The organism is Pseudomonas sp. P106(2024), assembly GCF_057480815.1.
The window spans coordinates 277407-300160 of sequence record NZ_JBLIYU010000001.1; the positions used below are offsets into that span (position 1 = coordinate 277407).

The 22754-nt window shown below is 61.1% G+C and carries 22 protein-coding genes, 1 tRNA gene and 3 pseudogenes; 16 read left to right on the forward strand and 10 right to left on the reverse strand.

The annotated features are described in order from the left end of the window. Positions 1 to 34: 34 nt before the first annotated feature. Positions 35 to 1258, forward strand: coding sequence for a methyltransferase (locus AC25M7_RS01200; protein WP_486970642.1), 1224 nt, complete (start codon positions 35 to 37; stop codon positions 1256 to 1258). Between the two features lie 225 nt (positions 1259 to 1483). On the opposite strand, the gene mdtI is transcribed toward AC25M7_RS01200, so the two are convergent. Next, complete coding sequence (mdtI, locus tag AC25M7_RS01205) at positions 1484 to 1801, reverse strand: multidrug/spermidine efflux SMR transporter subunit MdtI (protein WP_028688476.1); 318 nt, start codon at positions 1799 to 1801, stop codon at positions 1484 to 1486. After that, positions 1795 to 2154 (reverse strand): multidrug/spermidine efflux SMR transporter subunit MdtJ, encoded by a 360-nt coding sequence (locus AC25M7_RS01210; RefSeq protein ID WP_088852212.1) that lies wholly within the window; start codon positions 2152 to 2154, stop codon positions 1795 to 1797. Before AC25M7_RS01210 ends, mdtI begins: the two co-directional genes overlap by 7 nt. Positions 2155 to 2681: 527 nt before the next feature. Between AC25M7_RS01210 and AC25M7_RS01215 the strand changes: the two genes are divergently transcribed. The 7 genes from AC25M7_RS01215 (at position 2682) to AC25M7_RS01245 (ending at position 5780) form a co-directional block, all read left to right on the forward strand. Continuing rightward, a complete protein-coding gene (locus AC25M7_RS01215) occupies positions 2682 to 3260 on the forward strand; it encodes a hypothetical protein (RefSeq protein ID WP_062359792.1) in 579 nt (192 codons plus the stop codon). A 9-nt stretch (positions 3261 to 3269) separates the two neighbouring features. Beyond that, positions 3270 to 3476, forward strand: coding sequence for a helix-turn-helix domain-containing protein (locus AC25M7_RS01220; protein WP_023629980.1), 207 nt, complete (start codon positions 3270 to 3272; stop codon positions 3474 to 3476). 18 nt (positions 3477 to 3494) lie between these two features. Continuing rightward, a complete protein-coding gene (locus AC25M7_RS01225; protein ID WP_028688479.1) occupies positions 3495 to 3881 on the forward strand; it encodes a hypothetical protein in 387 nt (128 codons plus the stop codon). Positions 3882 to 3903: 22 nt separating this feature from the next. Then, on the forward strand, positions 3904 to 4155 hold the full coding sequence (locus AC25M7_RS01230; RefSeq protein ID WP_432214411.1) for a hypothetical protein: 252 nt from the start codon (positions 3904 to 3906) through the stop codon (positions 4153 to 4155). A 98-nt stretch (positions 4156 to 4253) separates the two neighbouring features. Continuing rightward, positions 4254 to 4329: transfer RNA gene (locus tag AC25M7_RS01235), tRNA-Thr, on the forward strand. 91 nt (positions 4330 to 4420) lie between these two features. Beyond that, positions 4421 to 4984, forward strand: a complete 564-nt coding sequence (locus AC25M7_RS01240; protein WP_486970643.1) for a hypothetical protein — start codon at positions 4421 to 4423, stop codon at positions 4982 to 4984. A 634-nt stretch (positions 4985 to 5618) separates the two neighbouring features. After that, complete coding sequence (locus AC25M7_RS01245) at positions 5619 to 5780, forward strand: hypothetical protein (protein ID WP_486970644.1); 162 nt, start codon at positions 5619 to 5621, stop codon at positions 5778 to 5780. Between the two features lie 646 nt (positions 5781 to 6426). Here the strand turns inward: AC25M7_RS01245 and AC25M7_RS01250 are convergent. Beyond that, positions 6427 to 7446 (reverse strand): phage portal protein, encoded by a 1020-nt coding sequence (locus AC25M7_RS01250; RefSeq protein WP_486970728.1) that lies wholly within the window; start codon positions 7444 to 7446, stop codon positions 6427 to 6429. A 21-nt stretch (positions 7447 to 7467) separates the two neighbouring features. Beyond that, positions 7468 to 8979 (reverse strand): annotated as a pseudogene (locus tag AC25M7_RS01255) (terminase large subunit domain-containing protein); the annotation flags it as partial. Between AC25M7_RS01255 and AC25M7_RS01260 the strand changes: the two are divergent. From AC25M7_RS01260 to AC25M7_RS01280, 5 genes and pseudogenes are all read left to right on the forward strand, one after another. Further along, positions 8975 to 9805: pseudogene (locus tag AC25M7_RS01260) on the forward strand (site-specific integrase); the annotation flags it as partial. The pseudogenes AC25M7_RS01255 and AC25M7_RS01260 sit on opposite strands and share 5 nt — an antisense overlap. A 148-nt stretch (positions 9806 to 9953) precedes the next feature. After that, complete coding sequence (locus AC25M7_RS01265; RefSeq protein ID WP_486970645.1) at positions 9954 to 10721, forward strand: MltR family transcriptional regulator; 768 nt, start codon at positions 9954 to 9956, stop codon at positions 10719 to 10721. Positions 10722 to 10857: 136 nt separating this feature from the next. After that, a complete protein-coding gene (locus AC25M7_RS01270) occupies positions 10858 to 11151 on the forward strand; it encodes a hypothetical protein (protein WP_486970646.1) in 294 nt (97 codons plus the stop codon). 305 nt (positions 11152 to 11456) lie between these two features. Continuing rightward, positions 11457 to 12602: a copper-containing nitrite reductase gene (gene nirK, locus AC25M7_RS01275; protein ID WP_028688483.1), complete on the forward strand. Its 1146-nt coding sequence runs from the start codon at positions 11457 to 11459 to the stop codon at positions 12600 to 12602. A gap of 77 nt (positions 12603 to 12679) precedes the next feature. Beyond that, positions 12680 to 12892: a DUF3079 domain-containing protein gene (locus tag AC25M7_RS01280; protein WP_028688484.1), complete on the forward strand. Its 213-nt coding sequence runs from the start codon at positions 12680 to 12682 to the stop codon at positions 12890 to 12892. 101 nt (positions 12893 to 12993) lie between these two features. On the opposite strand, the pseudogene AC25M7_RS01285 reads toward AC25M7_RS01280, so the two are convergent. The 6 genes and pseudogenes from AC25M7_RS01285 to serA all read right to left on the reverse strand — a co-directional run. Beyond that, positions 12994 to 13393: pseudogene (locus AC25M7_RS01285) on the reverse strand (type II toxin-antitoxin system HicB family antitoxin); the annotation flags it as partial. A gap of 118 nt (positions 13394 to 13511) precedes the next feature. Further along, the gene (locus tag AC25M7_RS01290; RefSeq protein WP_028688486.1) at positions 13512 to 14057 is read right to left on the reverse strand and encodes a phosphonate degradation HD-domain oxygenase; all 546 of its coding nucleotides are present in this window, start codon (positions 14055 to 14057) and stop codon (positions 13512 to 13514) included. 91 nt (positions 14058 to 14148) lie between these two features. Next, positions 14149 to 15171 (reverse strand): putative 2-aminoethylphosphonate ABC transporter substrate-binding protein, encoded by a 1023-nt coding sequence (locus AC25M7_RS01295; RefSeq protein WP_028688487.1) that lies wholly within the window; start codon positions 15169 to 15171, stop codon positions 14149 to 14151. Positions 15172 to 15201: 30 nt separating this feature from the next. Beyond that, the gene (locus AC25M7_RS01300; protein WP_069015881.1) at positions 15202 to 16926 is read right to left on the reverse strand and encodes a putative 2-aminoethylphosphonate ABC transporter permease subunit; all 1725 of its coding nucleotides are present in this window, start codon (positions 16924 to 16926) and stop codon (positions 15202 to 15204) included. Between the two features lies 1 nt (position 16927). Further along, entirely contained in the window at positions 16928 to 17986 is a 1059-nt protein-coding gene (locus AC25M7_RS01305; RefSeq protein ID WP_062359809.1) for a putative 2-aminoethylphosphonate ABC transporter ATP-binding protein, read from the reverse strand. A gap of 185 nt (positions 17987 to 18171) precedes the next feature. Beyond that, positions 18172 to 19401: a phosphoglycerate dehydrogenase gene (gene serA / locus AC25M7_RS01310; protein ID WP_028688490.1), complete on the reverse strand. Its 1230-nt coding sequence runs from the start codon at positions 19399 to 19401 to the stop codon at positions 18172 to 18174. 173 nt (positions 19402 to 19574) lie between these two features. Here serA and AC25M7_RS01315 point away from each other — a divergent pair, with 173 nt between their 5' ends. The 3 genes from AC25M7_RS01315 to AC25M7_RS01325 all read left to right on the forward strand — a co-directional run bounded on the left by AC25M7_RS01315 (position 19575) and on the right by AC25M7_RS01325 (position 22735). Beyond that, the gene (locus AC25M7_RS01315) at positions 19575 to 20972 is read left to right on the forward strand and encodes an FAD-binding oxidoreductase (protein ID WP_062359811.1); all 1398 of its coding nucleotides are present in this window, start codon (positions 19575 to 19577) and stop codon (positions 20970 to 20972) included. Between the two features lie 25 nt (positions 20973 to 20997). Beyond that, positions 20998 to 21663, forward strand: a complete 666-nt coding sequence (locus tag AC25M7_RS01320) for a fumarylacetoacetate hydrolase family protein (protein ID WP_028688492.1) — start codon at positions 20998 to 21000, stop codon at positions 21661 to 21663. Positions 21664 to 21814: 151 nt separating this feature from the next. Continuing rightward, positions 21815 to 22735 (forward strand): SdiA-regulated domain-containing protein, encoded by a 921-nt coding sequence (locus tag AC25M7_RS01325; RefSeq protein ID WP_069015882.1) that lies wholly within the window; start codon positions 21815 to 21817, stop codon positions 22733 to 22735. Positions 22736 to 22754 lie beyond the last annotated feature (19 nt).

Sequence of the window (22754 nt, forward strand, 5' to 3'; positions counted from 1 at the left end):
CAGCAGCCCCTCTCGACCGCGCCCCGGTGCTCGAATGACCACAACATCCTGCCTGCAAAACGACCAGCTCCTCGAGCGCTTCCAGGCCCTCGACCGCTTCCTCGCACAGCACCAGCCGCTGTGGCACCCACGCCCGTTCACCCACCTGCGCCTGGCGTGGGAAGACGAACACCCGGAACTGTCCCATTGGCTTCGCCAATGTACCCTCGAACAAGCCGAGTCCCTCGACACTCCCGAGGCCCCGGCCCCCTTCCCACAACTGGCCGCCAAAGCCGCGCAGCTGTCCGCCGTCGGCGAACTGCCCGACGCCGGCCTGCATCCCGCCGGCCACCGCCTCGATGTCGGTGTCCCCGGCCGCAAGTGGCAGCAGATCGAAGCCTTCAGCCGTCGCCTGGCGTTCAGTCAACCCGCCCGGCACTGGCTCGACTGGTGTTCCGGCAAAGGCCACCTGGGCCGTCGCCTGCTACAGCCCGGCCAGCGCCTGACCTGCCTGGAGTACGACGCCGAACTGGTCAGCGCCGGCAAGGCCCTGAGCGAGCACCATCACTTGCCTGCCACCCACGTGCATCAGGACGTCATGGCCGCCGACAGCGCTCGCCACCTGGACGGCGACAAGAGCGTGGTCGCCCTGCACGCCTGCGGCGAACTGCATGTTCGGCTCATGCAGCTGGCAAGCCAGCAGGGTTGCCGGCAGATCGCCGTTGCGCCCTGCTGCTACAACCGCATCCAGGGCCAGGCCTATAAGCCGCTCTCCCGCGCCGCCCGAGCCTCGAGTCTGGCGTTGACCCAGGAAGACCTGGGCCTGCCGCTGAGCGAAGCGGTCACCTCCAGCCTGCGCACCCGCCGCCAGCGTGACAGCTCCATGGCCCGGCGCCTGGGCTTTGACCTCCTGCAGCGCCAGCAACGTGGCATAGACGACTACCTGCCCACGCCATCGCTGCCGGTCAGTTGGCTGGCAAAGCCCTTCGAGCAGTACTGCCGCGACCTGGCCGAACTCAAGCAGGTCATGCTCATCGGCAACCCCGACTGGGCCTTCCTGGAAGCAGCCGGCCAGCGACGCCTGGCCGAGGTGCGCAACCTCGAGCGGGTACGCAATGTCTTCCGCCGCCCCCTGGAAATGTGGCTGGTGCTCGACCGCGCCTTGTTCCTTCAGGAGCAAGGCTATGCGGTGAGGGTCGGCGTGTTCTGCGACTACCCGCTAACGCCTCGCAACTTGCTGCTGCTTGGGGAGCGCGACATAGCACCGCAGGGCAGTTGACAGCCTGTGGATAACTCTGTGAACAAGCTTGTGATGAAAGTCACCAAATGTTGGATCCAGAGGCTATTTGCGCGGGTTTGCTTATTCCACTGCAGCCGGCAAAGTCAGTAAAAACAGGCCTTTGCGCAAAGACCGATGGTAGCGCCGGTCGGCATGCCTTTCGCGCAAGCAATCAATGCCCATTGTGCATAAACCATTCGGCCGAGCGCTCTGGCAGGGGTGTTGTCAAGCCAGTTTGAGCAAGCTCATGCCTACCAGCAGCAGCACCAGGCCGAGCCAGCCGCGCCCGGCCAGGCGCTGGCCGAACAGGGCCCAACCCATGGCCACGGTGGCAAGAATGCCGAAGCCACCCCAGATGGCGTAGGCCAGCGACAGGTCGATGTCCTTGACCGCCTGGGCCAGCGCGGTGAACGCCGCCAGCACACACAGGATCGAGGCCACGCCCAGGCCCTTGCGGCTAAAACCCTCGGAATACTTGAGCAGCAGGTTGGCCAGGACTTCCAGCACGATGGCCAGGCCCAGCCAGGCAAATGGCATCAGCATGGCGCCGCCTCCCCTTCACGCTCGACGGCCTTGGCCCGAGTGCCGGCCTTGACCAGCAGGATACCGGCGATCATCACCGCCAGGCCCAGGGCCTTGGTCCAGCCCAGGCTTTCGCCGAGCCAGAGCACGCTGATCAAGGTAATCAGCACGATACCGAACCCTTCCCACAGCGCGTAGGCGACACCCACCGGCACCCGCTTGACCGCCAGGGCCAGGAAGAAATACGACAGACAGATCATGACGTACATGACGGCATGCCCCAGCACGGGGAAATGGGTGGCGGCGAGTTTCATCGACGCCGTGCCGATCACCTCGAAGGTGATGGCGACGATCAGGTAGATCCAGGAACGCATGATGCCCTCCCATGGGCGACAGCAGCCGAGCGCACAGGTATCGGCGCCAGACAGAGATGGTTATGGCTGTAGAGGGAGGGTGGCGCTAGAGGTCGCCGGTCCAGTGACGTTCACGGGAAACCAGGCGGGAGGAGGAGAGGAGCTTGAAAGCTTTGCTGTTCAACATAATGAACATGAGATTAACTGAACTGATCGATTAAGTCAAAACGATAGGGTTAGACTAAATGTTTCTCGCGAAAAATTGCGCGCCTCCAGATTTATCCCCTTAAAGCCTGCTGAAAGCTTCGTAAATTATATTCCCCACAGTCGTTCCTATAGGGATGACCCTGCGACTGCTCTATAGCGTAGGCAAGCTTCCTCAGCATGGGAGCGGGCTGGCCCCGCGAACACCGGCAAGGCCTGTGCCATGCTCACCCCCTCCCCCTGCGACAAACCGTCGCCATAGTCAAAAATACAAAATTAATTATTGTTTTACGATAATTATTCAAGAATAATCCGCCCCGTTCATCACTGTACGGAGGCACCCCATGAACAGTAGATCCGTGGCCTATGCGCGTTCGCGCCTACGCACCATCGGCACATTTGCCGCCTACCTGGCCTGGACGACCGCGATCGTCGAGTTGGCGGCCATCCCGTTGCTCTGCATCTTCGACTTCCCTGAAATGCTCAACGGCTACCTGCAGGCCTATGGCGACCAGATGCCCCTGCTGCTGGAACCCGGCTACATGCCATCTCCCCTGGCCATCGGCCTGGTACTGGCCGTGGACATGATCCCGACAATGATTTCCGTCATTGCCCTAAGCCTGACCGGCCTGTTCTTCCATCGGCTGTCCCGTGGCCAGACCTGGTCCTCGGACAACATCAAGCTGCTGTGGTGGGTCGGCCTGCTGTGCATCTTCACCCCGTTGCTGTGGCCGGTGACCTACACCTTGCAGGGCCTGGCCCTGGCTATCGACCTGCCGGCCGGCGAAAGGAGCTTCAGCTTCTCGATCGGTGTATCATCGCAGGCTGTCTACGAGATCATGAAAGGCATCCTGCTGTGTGCCTTCTCGCTGCTCATGCGTGACGCCAAGACCATCAGCGATGAACACAACTGTTATGTCTGACTGCTTCCTATGCCGATAATCATCCGCCTCGACGTCGTCATGGCCCGGAACAAGATGCGTTCCAAGGACCTGGCGGAAATCATCGGTATCACGGAAGCGAACCTGTCGCTGCTGAAGAACGGCAAGATCAAGGGTTTCAAGATCGAGACCCTCGAGAAGCTGTGTCGCGCCCTGAACTGCCAGCCCGGCGACCTGCTGGAGTTCAGCGACGAATGATCAAGGACTGCAACACCCATGGCACTTTTCCACAACAGTTTGGCCGCCCTCGTGCTGGCCTGCCTGGCCTTGGCCCTGGCCGGCTGCGGCCCGAGCTACACCTATAGATACTCGCCACCGCCCAGCGCGCATGGCATGAATTGCATCAACAGCTGTTCGACCGAGCGCAACCACTGCCAGCAGATGGCGCGCCTGCAGGAGAACAGCGAACGTGCCTTGCACCAGGCCGAGATGAGGGCCTACCAGTACTGCAAGAACGGCAAGAGCAAGAAGGAAGCGCGTCACAGTTGCTACTACCCGAGCTACCCCTCCTACACGGGGAGCAGCTACAGTTGCGGCAATGACTACGACTCCTGCTACATGGCCTGCGGCGGCACCATCCAGCGCATCCTGAACAAAGACTGATCCCGGAACGGACTCGAACATCGTGAAACACACCAAGCCCTTCGCCCTGCTGACCCTCGCCCTGGCCATGACCGGCTGCGCCAGCGGCACGCCATCGAGCAAGCCCGCCCCGCTGAACTGGAACATGCCCGGCATGCAACTGGGCGGCGACCGCGGCCTGCCCCTGCACAACGCCGACGGCACCTGCCGCAAGCGCGGCTGCGACAACGGCAAGCTGTTCTTCAACCCGGGCCAGCCCGAGCCAAGCGTCAACTCGATTCACCGCGGCTGGTAGGAAAATTCTCCTTTCTGCGCGGTGACTTAGGGGAATGTGCGATGGATGCAACGAAGTGGTTTACAGCGGCAAATCCATCGCTATAATGACGCCCCTGTGCCGGTATAGCTCAGATGGTAGAGCAACTGACTTGTAATCAGTAGGTCCCGGGTTCGATTCCTGGTGCCGGCACCATATAAATCAAAGGCTTGCAGTGATGCAGGCCTTTTTTTTGGCTACACACGTACCACCGCACGTACCAAGCGCACCGAAAATGGGAAGTTTCATGGATTGGCTACAGTTCTTCGCTTCGGTCTTTGGCTCTCTGGCTTGGCCTGTGGCTGTGGTGGGGATAGTGCTCCTATTACGTGAACCTCTCGGAAAACTGCTGCCCCTCATCCGCACCTTGAAATACAAGGAACTGCAGATCGACCTCGCCGCTCAGCTTGAGGAGATCAAGGTTAAAGCAGAAGCTGCCGGGTCCCCTCCCCCTGCTGAAGCTCCAGGTGTGGAGAGTGACATTGCAAAACTCGCTGATGTGGATACGCGGGGAGCAATACTCGCTGCCTGGATCCCTGTTGAGCGTCAGCTCAGGGAGTTTGGCAGGGTCGTGGGGTTCGACCAGGCAGATAAAATGCCGCCTGGATTACTTGCCCGTGTGCTGCATAGGAACGACCACCTCGACGATCTGACATTTGACTCTTTCGAGAAGCTGAGAAAGATCAGAAACGAGGCTGTGCACATGAGCGATCGTGAAATTGCACCTGATGCACCCGTTGTTATGGCTCAGCTGTGTAGCTGGGTGGGCGGGCGATTCAGAGTGATGATTGATGAAGCGACTGGGGCATAACGCGTGCGCATGCACCCGCGTCTAGACCTCACTTTCCAATGTAGTGGCTGGCCTAGTAAAAAGAGTAACCTCAGTAATCCTGACCTTTTTCTCTCTCGCAGCCCTTGATTTTCGCGGCCTTAGCCAATTTCCAGAAAGTAATTTTTAAGTAACCTATAAGTAATCAGATTACTCTTTCTTTGAGTGATATTTGCCAGTCGGCAAAGCCTTTAAAATCAATGGCTTAGCAAAAGATTACCTTTCCATTACCTCTCTTTGTAACCGGCGAAGCCCAGCAAATAGGGCACCTCCAGCACCGGTCGTACCCAACAGTTACGGTTGTTACTCTTTTTTCAAGACTACCCCCTATACCAGCCAGGCAACGCTTCATGGCTCGGCGCCGTAGAAATACCCCATCGGTGCAGGGATCCGCAGAAGACCAGGAACGCCATTCCCCTCCAGCAGGCCAGCGGCCAGGCCTCTTGAGCGTCTGCGCAGGGGTGCGGAAATTCCGACACGTTTAGCCCGCAGGCGTGGCGGGGGGACGAGAGCACGCGCCGGGCCCAAGTCCAGCTGGTCGGCCAAACCGTCAAGACCCTGCCTCAGTCTGATGAATGCTGATACTGTATTTACATACAGTAATGAGGACATTGCCATGGAGATCGATGACAGCGGCTTTGAGGGGGGCATGCCATCACACCTGGAACTGCTCAAGCACCAGTGCAACATGCTCTGCAACGAGAATGACGAACTACGCCGTGATCTGGTAAGGGCGAAGCGCAATATTGAGAAACTCGTGGAATCAACGCCGCCCTGACGGTGCGCTTGCGGACGCTCCATCAGGAGCAGAACCAGAGGCCTGGTGTAGGCCCATTACCCCAGCACAGCTTCAGCACCTGGGGATCAGTTGGCAATCTGATCACTGAGGAAGAGGCGAACAGTATTCAGCAGAGATTGGATGCAATGGGCGGGGCAGCTGCGCGAGGCTACTGACGTAGCGCTTGCCATGCCGACGCTTGAAGTACAAGCCATGACGCACCTGCTGGCTTCTTGCGGGCAAAAAAACCGCCGGGCTAGCCGGCGGTCAAACTCACTTACTGCGTCCCTGCTCGATCAGTCTTTTCAGCTGGATCACCTTGATGGTGAGGCCTACTACGCCTGAAGCGATGGCCACGACGCTGGCCACAAGGCCTATAATTGTCATTGGGTCCATAACGGCTCCTTCTTCTATTTGCCCTGCCATATCGCCCCAGGGTTTCGCGAAGCCGGCCCAAAAAACAGTTTTTCTTGTAGGTCCTTGTTGACGCTTGTGGCAACTCAAGGTATCCTTTGGCTATACCGTTATATATGTCTGTGTTTTTGGTGCCGAACATAACCAAAGATTATAGCACATATTTGGCTGATGTCAATATGTCAGCACGCAAAAAGGCGCCCTTTCGGCGCTTTTTTTTTGCCTAAGCGATTCAGCAGGCTTCGAAACGCACGACCTCTTCTCCAATCCAGTCGTTAATCTGACGGAGTCTGGCTTGCTCTGGTTCGAGTTCATTCAAGCTCCATACCTCCGAAGCTTCGCGGACTGAGCCGAATCCGCCTGAGTTTTGGGGCACAACACCCATTAACTGCGGCGGGATTCGAAGCATCGCGAGCTGATCGTCCCGGCTGTTATTCTTGATCGCGCCGAAGTCGTCCTTCGCCGCCACCTCGCTGATCGGAATGAGCTGGATACCGTCCTTCTTGCCGTTGGGCGCGTACATGAACAGGTTTCGGAAGTTGCCCGGCCCCTTGCTGCTCTTCATTGCCTTGCGGAGGTCGTCGACGAAATCTTCGTTCTGGGCGGCATCGGTCATGTACAGGATGAACCCCGCATGGCTGCCGTTCTGGTAGTACTTTCGCCGGAACAATGTGGCCGACTCGTTCAGCAGCGCGGCCTGGAGCGCCGGCAACCACTCCGGTAGGCCGTAGACCTCCTGGTTGATGTCTGCCACGCGCAAGTGGCAGATGCTGCCCGCGCGGAACTCGTAGTCATCCCGCCAGCCTCGCACCTGGTAATAGGTCTCCAGATCGGCACCCCGCCGCATGTACTTCGCCAGGCACGGCCGAAGGACGAGGGTGTCGCGCAGCATGTTGTCGCGCTTCTCCAGGTACAGATTCCCCGACCAGTCAAGGTCCATGACGATCTGCTCGAAAGCTTGGCGGCTCAGCAGTTTGTGGGGCCTGAACGTCCGCGCCAGGGCATTACGCTTGAAGATTAGCCCTGACTGCAGGTAGACGCTGGCCTTCGAGGAGCGGGCCAGACCATCCAGCGACACCGGAGGCTGGTACCAACGGCCATTGTTGTAGCACTCCAGGTAATCCAGGATCTCCCGCCCGTCCAGGACCGGTGCTGGATCGCCGAAGGTGAAGGCCTCGGCTCGGGCGCCAGGGTTGGTCAGCAGCTGCCCAGCGGGCGCAGGCAAGGCGCCGGCCTGATCAATGTTGCCCATCAGAAGATCTCCATAAATGCGTGTGTTGGTTGCGGTCTGACCTTCGAGGGGCTCGTTGTGCAGCGCGTGGAAGAGCGCCCAGGCCAGGTCGGCGTGGCCGGTGGCCTCATTGCGGCCAGCGGTGTATGTGAATTGGCGACCGCCTGGGGTGACGGTTTTGCGGATAGCCATATGCGACTGGGCAATGTCGTTAGCGCCGGCATCAAACTCCAGTCGGCCCTTGCTGATCACGTCCCAGGCCTTCATGACCAGGCGTGTCTTGACCTCCGGGTTGTAGCTGAAGGTGCGCAGCGCCGGGAAGAACTGGCGCACCAGCTACGCGACGGCGCTTCCCATGCCCGTGGTGTCGATCCCGATGTATGCGACGTTGTACCGCTTGGTGATTTGCCGAATGGTCTCGGCCTGCGTGTTGAAGTCCATCCCGCGGAACTGATGCTTCTCCAAGACGAAGAACTTCCCACCCGGTACCAGTGGCGGCGCCACCACGACCAGGCCGGCCGAATCGCCGCTTTCCGCTGGGTCGTAGCCCACCCACACCGGCCGTTCACCGTAAGGCCGCGCGGCGAATGGGCTGTAGCCCGGCCAGTCCCAGCTTTCCACCATGCAAGGCTGCAGCATGCTCAATGGGAAGATGCTTGCGCCGTCGTCCGCGAATTGGCACATGAGCAGGTTCTGGAACGCTGCTGCGTCGTACTCGAGTCGCAGCTCATCCAGGTCGAACAGATCACATCCCCTGGACTCAGCGTCCATGATCGTGGCGATCTGCCTCCAGATCTTGTCCTCGCAAAGTCGGCCCTGCTGCAGAGCCTCGTGGGTAACATCCAGCTGGATATGTTGGGCGGAAGGCTTGCCCTTGTTGATCCGATCGCCTGTCCACCAGGAGTAGGCTGGGTGCGCCATGCTGCTCGGAGTCGAGAAGTAGGTCTTTCGCCACTTCTTGTGTAATGCCATGCCTGAAGCGACCTTATTGATCTCGGTAAAGCCGTGCACCCAGAAGAATTCGTCGAAGTAGAAGTTGCCGGATCGGCACTGAGCGGTACGGAAGTTGGTGCCCAGGAAGTGCAGCTCGGCGTTGTTCCAAAGCACGATGGGGTCGCCAGTAAGTTTGATACCCAGAACCTCGTTGAGAAACGCCTGCATGTAGGTCTTGAACTGGTGCGCCTGGGCCTTGCTGGCCGAAAGAAATATCTGATTTCGACCGGTCGTGATGGCGTCGATCAGCGCTTCCCGGGCAAAGTAGAACGTGGCACCGATCTGCCGGCTTTTGAGAATCATCCGGGTGCGCTGGTTGCCCGCGCGGTGCCAGTCGAGCTGGTAGTCGAAGCAACTGTCCCGGAAGGCGTCGACCAGTTGCTCGATCTGGTCCTCGTCCAGCTAGTTACGCTTGGGCTGCTTCTTGGGCCCTTCGTTGCGCTTGGCTATGTTCTGATTCAGGTCGGTTTCGGTACCGCCAGCCTGATACCGCTGAATGCGTGACTGCCGCTCAAGCTGGCGATGGAGCAGATCGATCTCCTTGAAGTCGCCGCTGGTCTTGGCGTCCATCCCAACCAAGCTGCAAAAACCACTCGGCGAGCTTTCCGTACGCAAGTTCACCTCAGCCCTGGTGCAACGCCTGGTCGACCGGATCGCTGACGAGGGTACCCCATCGAAGGCCGCGCACGTTCTGCGTTACTTGCGGCGGGTCATGCAGTGGGGTCGCAACCGCGGTTACCTGGAAATCAATGTCGCCCTGGGCATCGAAGCGCCGGCCGCGCGTAAGCAGCGCCGCCTGCCGAACCCCAAGGTCATGGGTGAACTGATCGCACCAGCGCACGCTATGGGGCAGCTCACACGCGGACAGCCTGGGGCCTGCCCGGCCTATCTGGGCTACGTGATGGAGCTGGCCTACCTATGCCGCCTGCGCGGCATCGAGGCCGTCACACTCACCGATGCGAACGAGCTGGAGGACGGCGTACAGACGAACAGGCGTAAGGGCAGCCGTGACAACGTGGTGTGCTGGACGCCAAGGCTCCGCGCTGCCTGGGAGGGCGCCAAGTTTTACAGACGTCGTGTATGGGCCAGCCAGTCCTACTCTGTTCCAGCATTGGCCGAGCACCGCTTCGTTATCGTGGCGGCCCACGGCGGGCAGTTGCAAAAGAGCAGCCTGGACAGCACCTGGCAACGCTTCATCACCAGGGCGATCAAGGACGGCGTCATCACCGAAGAGCAACGCTTCGGGTTGCATGATCTCAAACGTCGCGGTATCACCGACACACCTGGCGACCGCAAGCAGAAGCAGGACGCCAGCGGCCATCGCGACGAAGCCATGCTCGACATCTACGACTTCAGCCTCCCTCGCGTATCCCCTTCCGCCGACTGACTCGACGAGGAAGGTGAGAGTGATTTTCTGCCGTTCTTTTACCTCTAAGATTTTCCCTACCCTACCCATTTGTGATAAATGCACCGATGGGACCTCGAAGGAGGAAATGACAGAATTTGTGGAAACTAGAAAAATAGGACCCGAGTTTATGGATGACAATTACGAAGATGATCTTGAAGGAACAGAGGACGAGGGATTTGGCAGCTTAAATTCTTTTAGCTCTCTGCTAGAAGATCACGATGATAGGGGGCTGGTTTTATCACTTGCGGCTTTTGCGGAAGAGGCGCTCGGCAAACTTCTTAAAGCTTTTCTACTTCCAGTTAAGAGTTCAACCGAATTATTGAATGGATTCAACGCCCCACTTGGAACTTTTTCAGCGCGCATAAAGACCGCTCATTCACTCGGCGTCTTAACAGAAAAGCAATTCAACGACTTGGAGCAGTTACGTAGAATCAGAAATTTGTTTGCCCACACATGGCAACAAATTTCATTAGAAGATCATAAAGTCGCAGCGCATATTAGATCCATGAGCTACTCGCCCTTCCTTCTAAAACATCCAGAAACGCCAAAGAAAAAATTGCAAACTTCTGGATTTTCGCTGCTTATGGCACTGACTGGCTTCGCCGGCAATTTGGTAGAACAAGGTGGTGGAGCCAAACCAATCGCCGGAGAAATAGTCCTCGGATTCCCCGGGGACTTTAACGAACAGATCAAATGGGCTCGTGATGATTTTCAAAGCATCTGCACTAGCATGCAGACAGCGAAGGGCGAAGCGTTATCATTCTACCGACAAGCATTGATTACGCTGCATGGCAGAACCGAGTATTTGAATGGTGCCGATTCAGAGGCAGATGAGCAAGCCATCGATAAACTACGAAACGAGATTATGGATATGGCTATCAGCATCAACATCTAGTTGAATTCAACTTACACATCCGTGATATGGGCGAATTTTAACGCTCCTCTGTTTACCTCCTCTATCTATACTGCCCGACACACCCCCTGGGTCTGCTTAACACGCAGGCCCCTCCTATTCTGTAAGGAGTGTCGCCATGCCCCGCACCGCCGATCACGCCGACCGTCTCGCTTCCTTGCCGACGTCGCTGCGTCTCATCCTAGAACGCCTACCGAGCCCTGCCAGCCATGCCCTTGCTATTGAGTTGGCCACTCTGCAGGGCCTGCACAACGCTCCTGACAGCGTGCTTTTCGACGCTCGCGGAGCTGTCCGTGGCCATGGCCATTCGGCTTGGATGCGTGGCGAACTGAGCCGTACCGAGTACGAGGCGTTGATGGTCTACGCCGCCGGGCTACCGACGCAAGATGCTGAGCGTAATAGACCTGTCTGACTACGTTCCAACACGGCCAGAGACTGCTACGTTTAAGGCTTCGCGCACTCCCAGCACGTACCAGAAAATCACATAACCCATTGATTTAATTGCTGTGAGCAGCGTTCTTGTAATCAGTAGGTCCCGGGTTCGATTCCTGGTGCCGCACCATCCTCAAAAGCCTCGACGAATGTCGGGGCTTTTTCGTTTCAGCCCCTGCGACACATTGCCCACCCTCTCCGCTTCTTGTTCTCCCTCAATAAACCTTACCTTTAAAGCGGCTATTCCTGTGCCCGACGGCTTTCGTCGACTTAAGGAGAAGTCCCATGAACGAGCAAGAAGGCGTGTCCCTCACCCGGCGTGGCATGCTGGCCGGTACCGTGTTACTGGGCGTCGGCGCCTCGGCGCTTGGCAGTGGCCTGGCAAAGGCCGCGACCGCCGTACCGGGCCAGGACCCGGCGGTTGACCTGGCGAAACTGGAACGTGTCAGCGTCGAGCTGGTGGCGCCGCCGCAAGTCCACGCTCATACCCAGCGTGCCGAGGGCAAGCCGCGGATCGTCGAGTTCCGCATGGTCATCGAAGAGAAAGAACTGGCCATCGACACCGCCGGCGCCTACATCCACGCCATGACGTTCAACGGCTCGGTTCCCGGCCCGCTGATGGTGGTGCATGAGGGCGACTACGTGGAACTCACCCTGGTCAACCCAGCCAGCAACAGCATGATGCACAACATCGATTTCCACGCCTCCACCGGCGCCCTCGGCGGCGGCGAGCTGACCCACGTGAAGCCCGGCGAGCAGGTCAAGCTGCGCTTCAAGGCCGACCGTGCCGGGGTGTTCGTATACCACTGCGCACCGGGCGGGGCGATGATTCCCTGGCATGTGGTGTGCGGCATGAACGGCGCGATCATGGTCCTGCCCCGCGATGGCCTGAAGGACCCCGAGGGCCGGCCATTGCGCTACGACAAGGTCTGGTACATCGGCGAGCAGGACTACTACATCCCCCGCGACAAGGACGGCAAGTACAAGCGCTACGCCAACCCCATGGCCAGCTTCGGTGACATGAGCCAGCTGATGAAAGGGCTGGTGCCCAGCCATGTGGTGTTCAACGGCAGCGTCGGTGCCCTGACCGGCAAGCAGGCGCTCACCGCCAAGGTCGGCGAGACCGTGCTGATCGTTCACTCCCAGGCCAACCGCGATACCCGCCCGCACCTGATCGGCGGCCACGGCGACTATGTCTGGGCCTCGGGCAAGTTCGCCAACCCGCCGCAGCGCAACCTGGAAACCTGGTTCATTCCCGGCGGCGCGGCGGGCGCGGCGTTGTATACCTTCCGCCAGCCCGGGCTGTACACCTACCTCAACCACAACCTGATCGAAGCGGTGATGCTCGGCGCCGCCGCGCATGTGCAGGTCGAGGGCCACTGGAACGACGACCTGATGAAACAGGTGCAGGCGCCCGGGCCGATCAGCTAGCGGCATTGACCCCGATCAAGCCCCTTGGCCATGCGCGGCATAGCCTGAGCGCAGGCATTCACTTCATGGAGGGAAACATGGCCAAGCGATTTCCCAGCAACCCCAGCCATCCCGAACGGATCTGCTGGGGCTGCGACCTGTACTGCCCGGCCAAGGCACTGGCATGCGGCAACGGCGCGGACCGGACCATGCATCCGGTGGAGTTGTTCGGGGAGGATTGGAACCAACTGGACGATCATCTCGACAGGCCAATCGACCCCCACCCGGATCGCCAATCAAACGCAGGTTGATCCGGCCCTTAAAACTACAGATCTCGATCGGACTGAAACGATGGCGAATTGTGCGTCAGCGTGCGCCTACCGTTGGACGCGAGCGCCCGATCACTTGCACCCTGCAAGATCCTGAGCGCCGCTTCGGCTAGGAAGCCCGAACGGCTCTTGTGCTCCGGATGGTTCTGCACGTACGCGTCGATGCGGGTGAGCAAGTACGCCGGCAGCGTGATGTTGAGCTTCTCGGCCTTGCCCAGGTAACGGGTGATGTCGATGTCGATCAGCGCCCAGGTACAGCCGGCATAGGCCGGATTCGCCGCGTGCACGCTGACCAGGCTGGCCTTGGGAATCTGCTGCTGGTCCTGGGCCAGCAGTTCGAGGTGGCCTTCGATGGCCTCGCGGGCCATGGCAATTGCGTTGTCGAGGTCCTCGCCGGCCGAGAAACAGCCTGGAATATCAGGGACTTCCACACCCCCTGGCATGTTTATCGTCACCGGGGAGAATCGCAATGGGGAACAACATGGTGATAGGTCTCCTCGTCGCGACGAGTGGGCTGCCAGGAGGGGAAGTATGGTAAGAGGCACAGCATGAGGATCTGGAGAAGTGATGCGGGATCTTGCGGAAAGGGAAAACGGATCGATCAAAGTACCGCCAGCGCCTTTCTCTTCAGCACCTCCAGGTCCATCACGGGCACACCGGTCAGCTTCGCCATCTCGTCCCACTCACGCAGGCGCAGACTCACCCGGAACAGAGGATCGGCCTCGAACGCGTCGGCTTCGCTGTTGTTCATCACCCCACCCTGGTAGGCCAGCGTGCGCCGGCTGGCCTCGCTCAGGCGAGCGTAGTAGCCGGGCTGGCGCAAGGTCAGGTAGCGCTTGGCCTCGACGTGATACTGCACCAGCCGCGCCAGTCGCTCGCTGAAACCGCAGCGGCGCAGGTACTCGGCGCCGATGCGCTCATGGCTGACGATGCCATAGCCGCCCATGTCCTCGCCCTCGCACAGGTGGCCGATGTCGTGGAAGAAGGCAGCGAGGATCACTTCGTCGTCGTAGCCCTCCTCCATCGCCAACTGGGCGGCCTGGGACATGTGCTCGACCTGGGTGATGGCTTCGCCGATGTAGTCGGCGCTGCCATGACGGTCATAGAGGGCAAAGATGTCGCTGACAATCTGGGAGGATGTTGCCATCACGCGGGCTCCTGTTCTGACGGATGTGACGCCGTAGCGGGGCAAGCCCGCTCCCACGATCTTGCAGGAACAGGCTCGCTGCGCGAAGGCTTTACTGCTGGGCGACCTTCTCGGACTTGCCGTCGTAGCGCTTGCGCCACTCACTGAGGATCTGGTCGCGGTTCTTCGAGGCCCAGGCGAAGTCGTTCTTGATCAGGCGCTGCTCGTAATCGGCCGGCAACTCGGTCTGCGGCTTGGCGATGCCCGGCGCGGCGAGCACGGCGAAGTTCTCCTTGTACAGCTCCATGGCCGCGGGGCTCGCGGAGAAGTCGGCCAGGCGCCTGGCGGCATCGGCCTTCGGCGAACCCTTGATCACCGCGGTGGCTTCGATCTCCCAGCCCAGGCCTTCCTTGGGCAGCACGATATCCAGCGGCGCGCCCTGGCGCTTGAGCTGCACGGCCGGGTACTCGAAGGAGATGCCGATCGGGAATTCACCGGCGGCCGCCAGCTTGCACGGCTTGGAGCCGGAATGAACGTACTGGCCGATGTTCTGGTGCAGCGCATCCATGTAGGCCCAGCCCTGCGGTTCGCCGAAGGTCTGCAGCCAGGCGCTCACATCCAGGAAGCCGGTGCCGGACGAGGCCGGGTTGGGCATGACGATCTTGCCCTTGTATTCAGGCTTGGTCAGGTCCTGCCAGCTCACCGGCTTGCTCAGGCCCTGCTTCTCGGCCTCGACGGTGTTGAAGCAGAGGGTCGCGGCCCACACGTCCATGCCCACCCAGGCCGGCGGGTTGGCGGCGTCGCGATAGTTGGCCGAGATCTTGCCCAGGTCTTTCGGCGCATAGGCCTCGAGCATGCCGTTCTGATCGAGGATGGCCAGGCTGGAAGCAGCCAGGCCCCACACCACGTCGGCCTGCGGACGGTCCTTCTCGGCCAGCAGCTTGGCGGTGATGATGCCGGTGGAGTCGCGCACCCACTTGATCTCGATGTCGGGGTTGGCCTTTTCGAAAGCCTGCTTGTAGCGCTTGAGCTGCTCGGCCTCGAGGGCGGTGTAGACGGTCAGCTGGGTCGCGGCCGAGGCCTGCAGGCTGAAGACAGCGGATACGGCAGCGGCAAGTGCGAGGGGCTTGAACATGATGCGGTTCCTATCAGTGTGGGCAGTCGGTCAATGGCCTGGGGCGCGCTGGCGCCAGGCCTGGGAGCGGCGCAGCAGGCCGCGTGAGGCACCGGCCAGCAGCAAGGATGCGGCAGCGCTGGTGAGCAGGATCAGGGTCGACATGGCAGCGGCACCGCCGACGTTGCCGGCGTCGTCCATGTTCAGCACGGCAACGGCGGCGAGGATGGTGTCGGGGCTGTACAGGAAGATCGCCGCCGACACGGTGGTCATGGCCGAGACAAACAGGTAGCGAATGATGTCCAGCAGCGCCGGCAGACAAATCGGCACGGTGACCCGCATGAAATGCCTGTACAGCGGCGCCTTGAGCGACAGCGCGGCGGCCTCGAACTCGCCATCGAGCTGGCGCAGTGCGGTGGTGGCGGTCATCTGCGCGGTGGTCAGGTAGTGGGCGATGGTGCACACCACCAGCAGCGCCATGCTGCCGTAGAACACATGCAGCGGGTTGCCGTTGAGGTTGAAGAAGAACACGTAGCCCAGGCCCAGCACCAGGCCGGGCACCGCCATGGGAATAAAGCTCAGCAGGCGCAGCAGTTGGTTGAGCAGGCGCTGCCCCTGGGCCTTCTCCATCAGGTAGGCGCCGGTGAAGATCACCACGCTGCCGATCAGCGCGGTGCCGATGGCCATGGTCACGCTGTTGCGATAGGCCAGCCAACCACCACCGGCGGTGTCCTCGAACATGTAGTGCTTCAGCGACAGCGACAGGTTGTACGGCCAGAACGTGACCAGCGACGAGTACACCGCCATGCCGATCACCGCCAGCAGTGCCGCGCACACCAGCAGCACGATGGCCAGGAAGCAGCCATCGCGCAGCCGCGACGGCTTGGGCTCGAACACCTGGGCACGGCCGCTCATGGCGTCGCCCTGGCGGCGACGCAACCAGGCATCGACGGCGAAACTGAGCAGCGCCGGCACCAGCAGCACCATACCGATCAGCGCGCCACGACCGAACTGCTGCTGGCCGACCACGGCCTTGTAGGCTTCCAGGGCCAGCACCTGGTAATCCCCACCTACCACGACAGGCACGCCGAAATCGGTGATGGTCAGGGTGAACACCAGGCAGAACGCGGCGAACACCGCCTGACGCGTGGCCGGCCAGGTGATGCTGAAGAATGCCCGCGCCGGCCCAGCCCCCATGCTCGAGGCGGCGTCGAACAGTCGCGCGTCGGCCAGCGACAGCGCCGAAAGCAGGATCATCAGGGCGTGGGGGAAGGTGTAGATGGTCTCGCCGAGGACGATGCCCCAGAAGCCGTAGATGTTGTCGCTGAGCAGCCCGCGCAGCAGGCCCTGGTTGCCGAACAGGTACACCAGGGCGATGGCCGGCAGCATCGACGGCGCCAGCAACGGCAGCAGCGAGATGCCTCGCCAAAGGCCCTTGGCCGGAATCAGCGTGCGTTGCAGGGCATAGGCAAACAGGTAGGCCAGCGGCACGACAATGGCAGCGACGGTGAAGGCCACCGCCAGGCTGTTGCCGAGCAGCCAGTGGAAGTTCTCGCTGGCGAACAGCTCACGGGCCGCCGGCAGGCCGCCGCCCTGCCCGGCTTCAGCGCTGAAACCGCGCCAGAAGATCGCCAGCAACGGCATCAGCACCGCCAGCACCAGCAAGATCAGCAGCAGGCTCTTGCCACCGACCACGAACAGACGGTCCCCCAGAGCGACACCACTGCGAGGTGCGGCCTTGGTGGAGGTGAGCGGCAGGGTCATCGGCGCGGCCATCTCAGGCGAACACCTGCAGGCTCTGCGGCGGCAGGGCCACCCAGATGTCCTGCGAGCCCAGGCGCGGCATCGCCTCCGGCGCCAGCTCCGCAAGCAATGCGTGGCCCGGCAGGGCCTTGAACTCGAAGCTCATGCGGCAGCGGTTGCCGAGGAAAGTGATCTCGCGGACCTTGGCCGGGAACAGGTTTTCCTCGTGTACCACCGGGTTGACGGTGATCGCCTCGGGCCGGCAGAACAGCCGCCCACTGCTGGCGCCAGCGGCGTTGGCCGCCAGGCGCATGTGCAGGCCGCCGACCTGGGCATGGCTGTCGCCGCTGCGCTGGAACGGCAGCCAGTTGCCTTGGCCGACGAATTCGGCGACGAACGGCGTGGCCGGCTGGTCATAGATCTCCTGGGGCGTGGCGTACTGCTCGACCTGGCCGTTGTTCATCACGGCGATGCGGTCGGCCATCAGCATGGCCTCGTCCTGGTTGTGGGTGACCATCAGCGTGGTGATGCCAAGTTGACGCTGCAGCTGGCGCAGTTCGGTGCACAGGTGCTCGCGCACACGGGCGTCCAGCGCCGACATCGGCTCGTCGAGCAGCAGCAGCGACGGCGAGGGCGCCAGCGCTCGGGCCAGGGCCACGCGCTGCTGCTGGCCGCCGGACAGCTGGCCGGGGTATTTCTTCTCGCTGCCGGCAAGGCCGACCAGCTCGAGCATTTCACCGACCCGCTGGCGCGAGGCCTCACGGCTGCTGCCGGCCAAGCCGTAGGCGATGTTGGCCTCGACGGTGAGGTTGGGGAACAGGGCGTAGGACTGGAACAGGATGCCGTAGTCACGGGCCTGGGGTGGCAGCTCGGAGATGTCGCGCTCGCCAATGTATAGCGTCCCGCGGTCCTGGCGTTCGAGCCCGGCGATGCAGCGCAGCAAGGTGGTCTTGCCACAGCCCGATGGGCCGAGCAGGCACACCAGCTCGCCGGCGGCGATGTCGAGGGAGACGTCGTTGAGTGCGGTGAAGGCGCCGAAGCGCTTGTGGATACCGCGCACTTTCATCTGTGCGCCTGGCGTGGCGTCGTTCATGGCAAGGCCTCATCGAAGAGATGGGGCCATGCTAGGAAGGCTGTGAGACGGTTGTGTGGCGAGGGGGTAAAAACGAGTGATAGTGGTATTGGTGGATTTTTGTAGTGGCCCTTCTGGGTTTTAGCCGTTAGCCAAACAAAAAAGGGAGGCCACCAGGGCCTCCCGCTTTCATGACGCAGTGAAACTCAGAACAGTACGCGCGAGCGGATGGTGCCCTTCACGTGCTGCAGTTTCTCCTGGGCCAGGTCCGAGTACTCGGCGTCGACGTCGATGACCACGTAACCCACTTTCTCGTTGGTCTGCAGGAACTGACCGGAGATGTTGATACCGTTCTCGGCGAACACCTTGTTGATCTCGCTGAGCACGCCCGGGATGTTTTCGTGGATGTGCAGCAGGCGGTGCTTGCCTGGGTGGGCCGGCAGGGCCACTTCCGGGAAGTTGACCGACGATACGGACGTACCGTTGTCGCTGTACTTGACCAGTTTCTCGGCCACTTCCAGGCCAATGTTGGCCTGGGCCTCGGCGGTGGAACCACCGATGTGCGGGGTCAGGATCACGTTGTCCAGGCCGCGCAGCGGGCTTTCGAACTCTTCGTCGTTGGAGCGCGGCTCGACCGGGAACACGTCGATGGCGGCGCCGATCAGGTGCTTGTCCTTGATCGCGGCGGCCAGATGGTCCAGCTCGACCACGGTACCTCGGGCGGCGTTGATCAGGATCGAGCCCTTCTTCATCGCGCGGATTTCCTTCTCGCCGATCATCCACTGGGTGGACGGCAGCTCAGGCACGTGCAGCGAGACGATGTCGGCCAGGCCCAGCAGCTCGTGCAGGCTGGTGACCTGTACCGCGTTGCCCAGCGGCAGCTTGGTCAGCGGGTCGAAGAAGTACACCTGCATGCCCAGGCTCTCGGCCAGGACCGACAGCTGGGTGCCGATCGAGCCGTAGCCGACGATGCCCAGCTTCTTGCCACGGATCTCGAAGGAGTTGGCCGCGCTCTTGATCCAGCCGCCACGGTGGCAGGAAGCGTTCTTCTCGGGGATGCCGCGCAGCAGCAGGATCGCTTCGGCCAGCACCAGCTCGGCCACCGAACGGGTGTTCGAGTAAGGGGCGTTGAACACGGCGATACCGCGCTCGCGAGCCGCTTCCAGGTCGACCTGGTTGGTGCCGATGCAGAAGCAACCGACCGCCACCAGTTTCTTCGCGCAGTCGAAGATCTCTTCGGTCAGTTGGGTGCGCGAGCGGATGCCGATGAAATGGGCATCGGCGATCTTTTCCTTCAGCTCAGCTTCCGGCAGCGAACCAGTGAGGTATTCGATGTTGGTGTAGCCGGCGGCCTTGAGGGTATCGACCGCGTTCTGGTGCACACCTTCAAGAAGAAGGAACCGGATCTTGCTCTTGTCGAGAGAAGTCTTGCTCATCTGCGTAAACCTGTATCCCGGAGAAAAATGGCGAAGAGGGGGTGAAGCGGCGCGGCGTCGCGCCTTAGCACGAACAGCGGGAGGGCTATGCTAGCATACGCGACACAATCTGAGCTTATGCCGACAGGTGAAGCGTGCTCAGGGTGACTATGAATAAGTCGAGAGTTCCAGCGATGACCCAGTCTGCGGTAATTGATGAGCTGATGACCCTGGTCGACCCTGGCAAGGTCCTCACCGACCCGGCCTCGCTCGAGGCCTACGGCAAGGACTGGACCAAGCACTACCCGCCGGCTCCCACCGCCATCGTCTTCCCCAAGTCTGTCGAGCAGGTACAGGCCATCGTGCGCTGGGCCAACCGGCACAAGGTCGCCCTGGTGCCATCGGGCGGGCGTACCGGCCTGTCGGGCGCCGCCGTGGCCGCCCATGGCGAGGTGGTGGTGGCCTTCGATTACATGAACCAGATCCTGGCCTTCAATGAATTCGACCGCACCGTAGCCTGCCAGCCAGGGGTCGTCACCCGCCAGTTGCAACAGTTTGCCGAGGACCAAGGCCTCTATTACCCAGTGGACTTCGCCTCGAGCGGTTCCAGCCAGATCGGCGGCAACATCGGTACCAACGCTGGCGGGATCAAGGTGATTCGCTACGGCATGACCCGCAACTGGGTGGCCGGGTTGAAAGTGGTCACCGGCAAGGGCGAGCTGCTCGAGCTGAACAAGGACCTGATCAAGAACGCCACCGGCTACGACTTGCGCCAGCTGTTCATCGGCGCCGAAGGCACCCTGGGCTTCGTGGTCGAGGCCACCATGCGCCTGGACCGCGCGCCGCGCAACCTCACCGCCATGGTGCTGGGCACGCCCGATTTCGACGCGATCATGCCGGTGCTGCACGCCTTCCAGGGCAAGCTCGACCTGACGGCCTTCGAGTTCTTTTCCGACAAGGGTCTGGCCAAGATCCTCGCCCGGGGTGATGTGCCCGCGCCGTTCGAAACCGACTGCCCGTTCTACGCCCTGTTGGAGTTCGAAGCCAGCACCGAGGAAGTGGCCAACGAGGCCCTGGCCACCTTTGAGCACTGCGTGGAGCAGGGCTGGGTGCTCGATGGGGTGATGAGCCAGAGCGAGACCCAGCTGAAGAACCTGTGGAAGCTGCGCGAGTACCTGTCCGAGACCATCTCGCACTGGACGCCGTACAAGAACGACATCTCGGTCACCGTGTCCAAGGTGCCGGCTTTCCTGCGCGATATCGACGCCATCGTCGGCAAGCACTACCCGGACTACGAAGTGGTCTGGTACGGCCACATCGGCGACGGCAACCTGCACCTGAACATCCTCAAGCCCGACCACATGAGCAAGGACGACTTCTTCGCTTCCTGTGCCAAGGTCAACAAATGGGTGTTCGAGATCGTCGAACGCTACAACGGCTCGATCTCCGCCGAGCATGGCGTGGGCATGACCAAGCGTGACTACCTGGGCTACAGCCGCTCGCCGGAGGAAATTGCCTGCATGAAGGCGATCAAGGCCGTGTTCGACCCGAACGGCATCATGAATCCGGGTAAGATCTTCGCTCCCGAATAAAAAGCAGTATTCACAGGAGTCGGCCATGAGTTACCAGCACCAGTACGTAGACGGCACGCGCATCCACTTCCCGCTGGGCAAGGTGGTGTGCATCGGCCGCAACTACGCCGAGCATGCCAAGGAACTGGACAACCCCATCCCCAGCGAGCCGCTGCTGTTCATAAAACCCGGCAGCTGCGTGGTGCCCCTGGAAGGCGGCTTCAAGATCCCGACCGAGCGCGGTTCGGTGCACTACGAAGCGGAGATCGCCGTGCTGCTGGGCAAGCCTCTGTCCACCCATCCCTCCGAGGAAGAGGTGCTCGACGCCATCTCCGGCTTTGCCCCGGCGCTGGACCTCACTCTGCGCGATGTGCAGGCGAAGCTGAAGGAAAAGGGCCTGCCCTGGGAACTGGCCAAGTGTTTCGATGGCGCCTGCGTGCTGCCGCCGTTCGTGTCGGCCGGTACCTTCGAGGACCTGACCGATATCGGCATTCGTCTGACCATTAACGGCAAGGTACGCCAGGACGGCAACAGCGCGCTGATGCTCAACCCGATCGTGCCGATGATCCAGCATATGGCGGCGCATTTCTCCCTGCAGGCCGGCGATGTCATCCTCACCGGCACCCCGGCGGGCGTGGGGCCGTTCAATGTGGGCGATGAGCTGGTGCTGGAACTTCCGGGCGCGAGCCGGTTCGAAGGCCGGGTGCTCTGACCAAGATCGACGACGGCGCAATGCCGTCGTCGCCGCCCTTGCCGGTAGGGTTTGTCGTTTTTTTCACAATTGATCCGGATAATTCGCTGTTTCCCGCTCCTTTGCCGACCGTGGCGACCACCCTGCCGCCTATTTCCAGGATCCCTGTCCGATGACCAATCCCCCCAGCGCATCCCTGCCGCCAAAGCGACGACTGATCACCCGCTGGTCGCTGTGGCTGCTTGCGCTGGCGATCATCGCCTATGGCCTGGTGGTGGCCATGCATTGGGATGACCGTGGCCTGCTGTGGATAAAGGAAGGCTTCGAAAGCCAGGCCGAGCGCCAGGAAAGCATCTGGCTGCCGGACTACGTGGTCGACATCGATGCCAAGCCGTTGCCGGGCATGGAGCGTGACGAAGCATCGGACCTCGCGTTCAATCCGCACACCCGCACCTTGTTCTCGGTCATGGGCAAGCACCCATTCCTGGTCGAGCTCACCCTTGACGGTGATGTATTGCGCAAGATTCCCCTGGTGGGCTGGTCGAACCCGGAAGGCGTGGCGGTACTCGAAAATGGCCAGGTCGCCATTGTCGACGAGCGCAACCATGACCTGACGCTGGTCAAGGTGGATGCCACCTCGACATCGCTGAACCGCGCCGACTATCCGTCCTATGACCTGGGCAATACCGAGGATGGCAACAAGGGCTTCGAAGCCATTGCCTGGGACCAGATCCGGCAGCGGCTGATCATCGGCGCCGAGCGGCCACCGAAACTGTTCATCTGGAGCACTGACGGCCAAGGCCCGCTCAAGGGCGACAAGCAACCGCTGCCCAGCGACGAATTGGACCTGCGCAACCTGTCGGCACTGGGCATCGACCCGCGCACCGGTCACCTGCTGGCACTGTCGGCGGACTCCAACATGCTGCTCGAACTGGACGAGAAGGGCGAGCAGGTCAGCTTCATGACCTTGCTCGGTGGCTTCAACGGCCTGGGTGACACCATTCCGCGGGCTGAAGGTGTGGCGATGGATGACAGGGGCAACCTGTACATCATCAGTGAGCCCAACCTGTTCTATCGTTTCAGGAAGCCCTGAACTGCCAGACTTTCCTGAT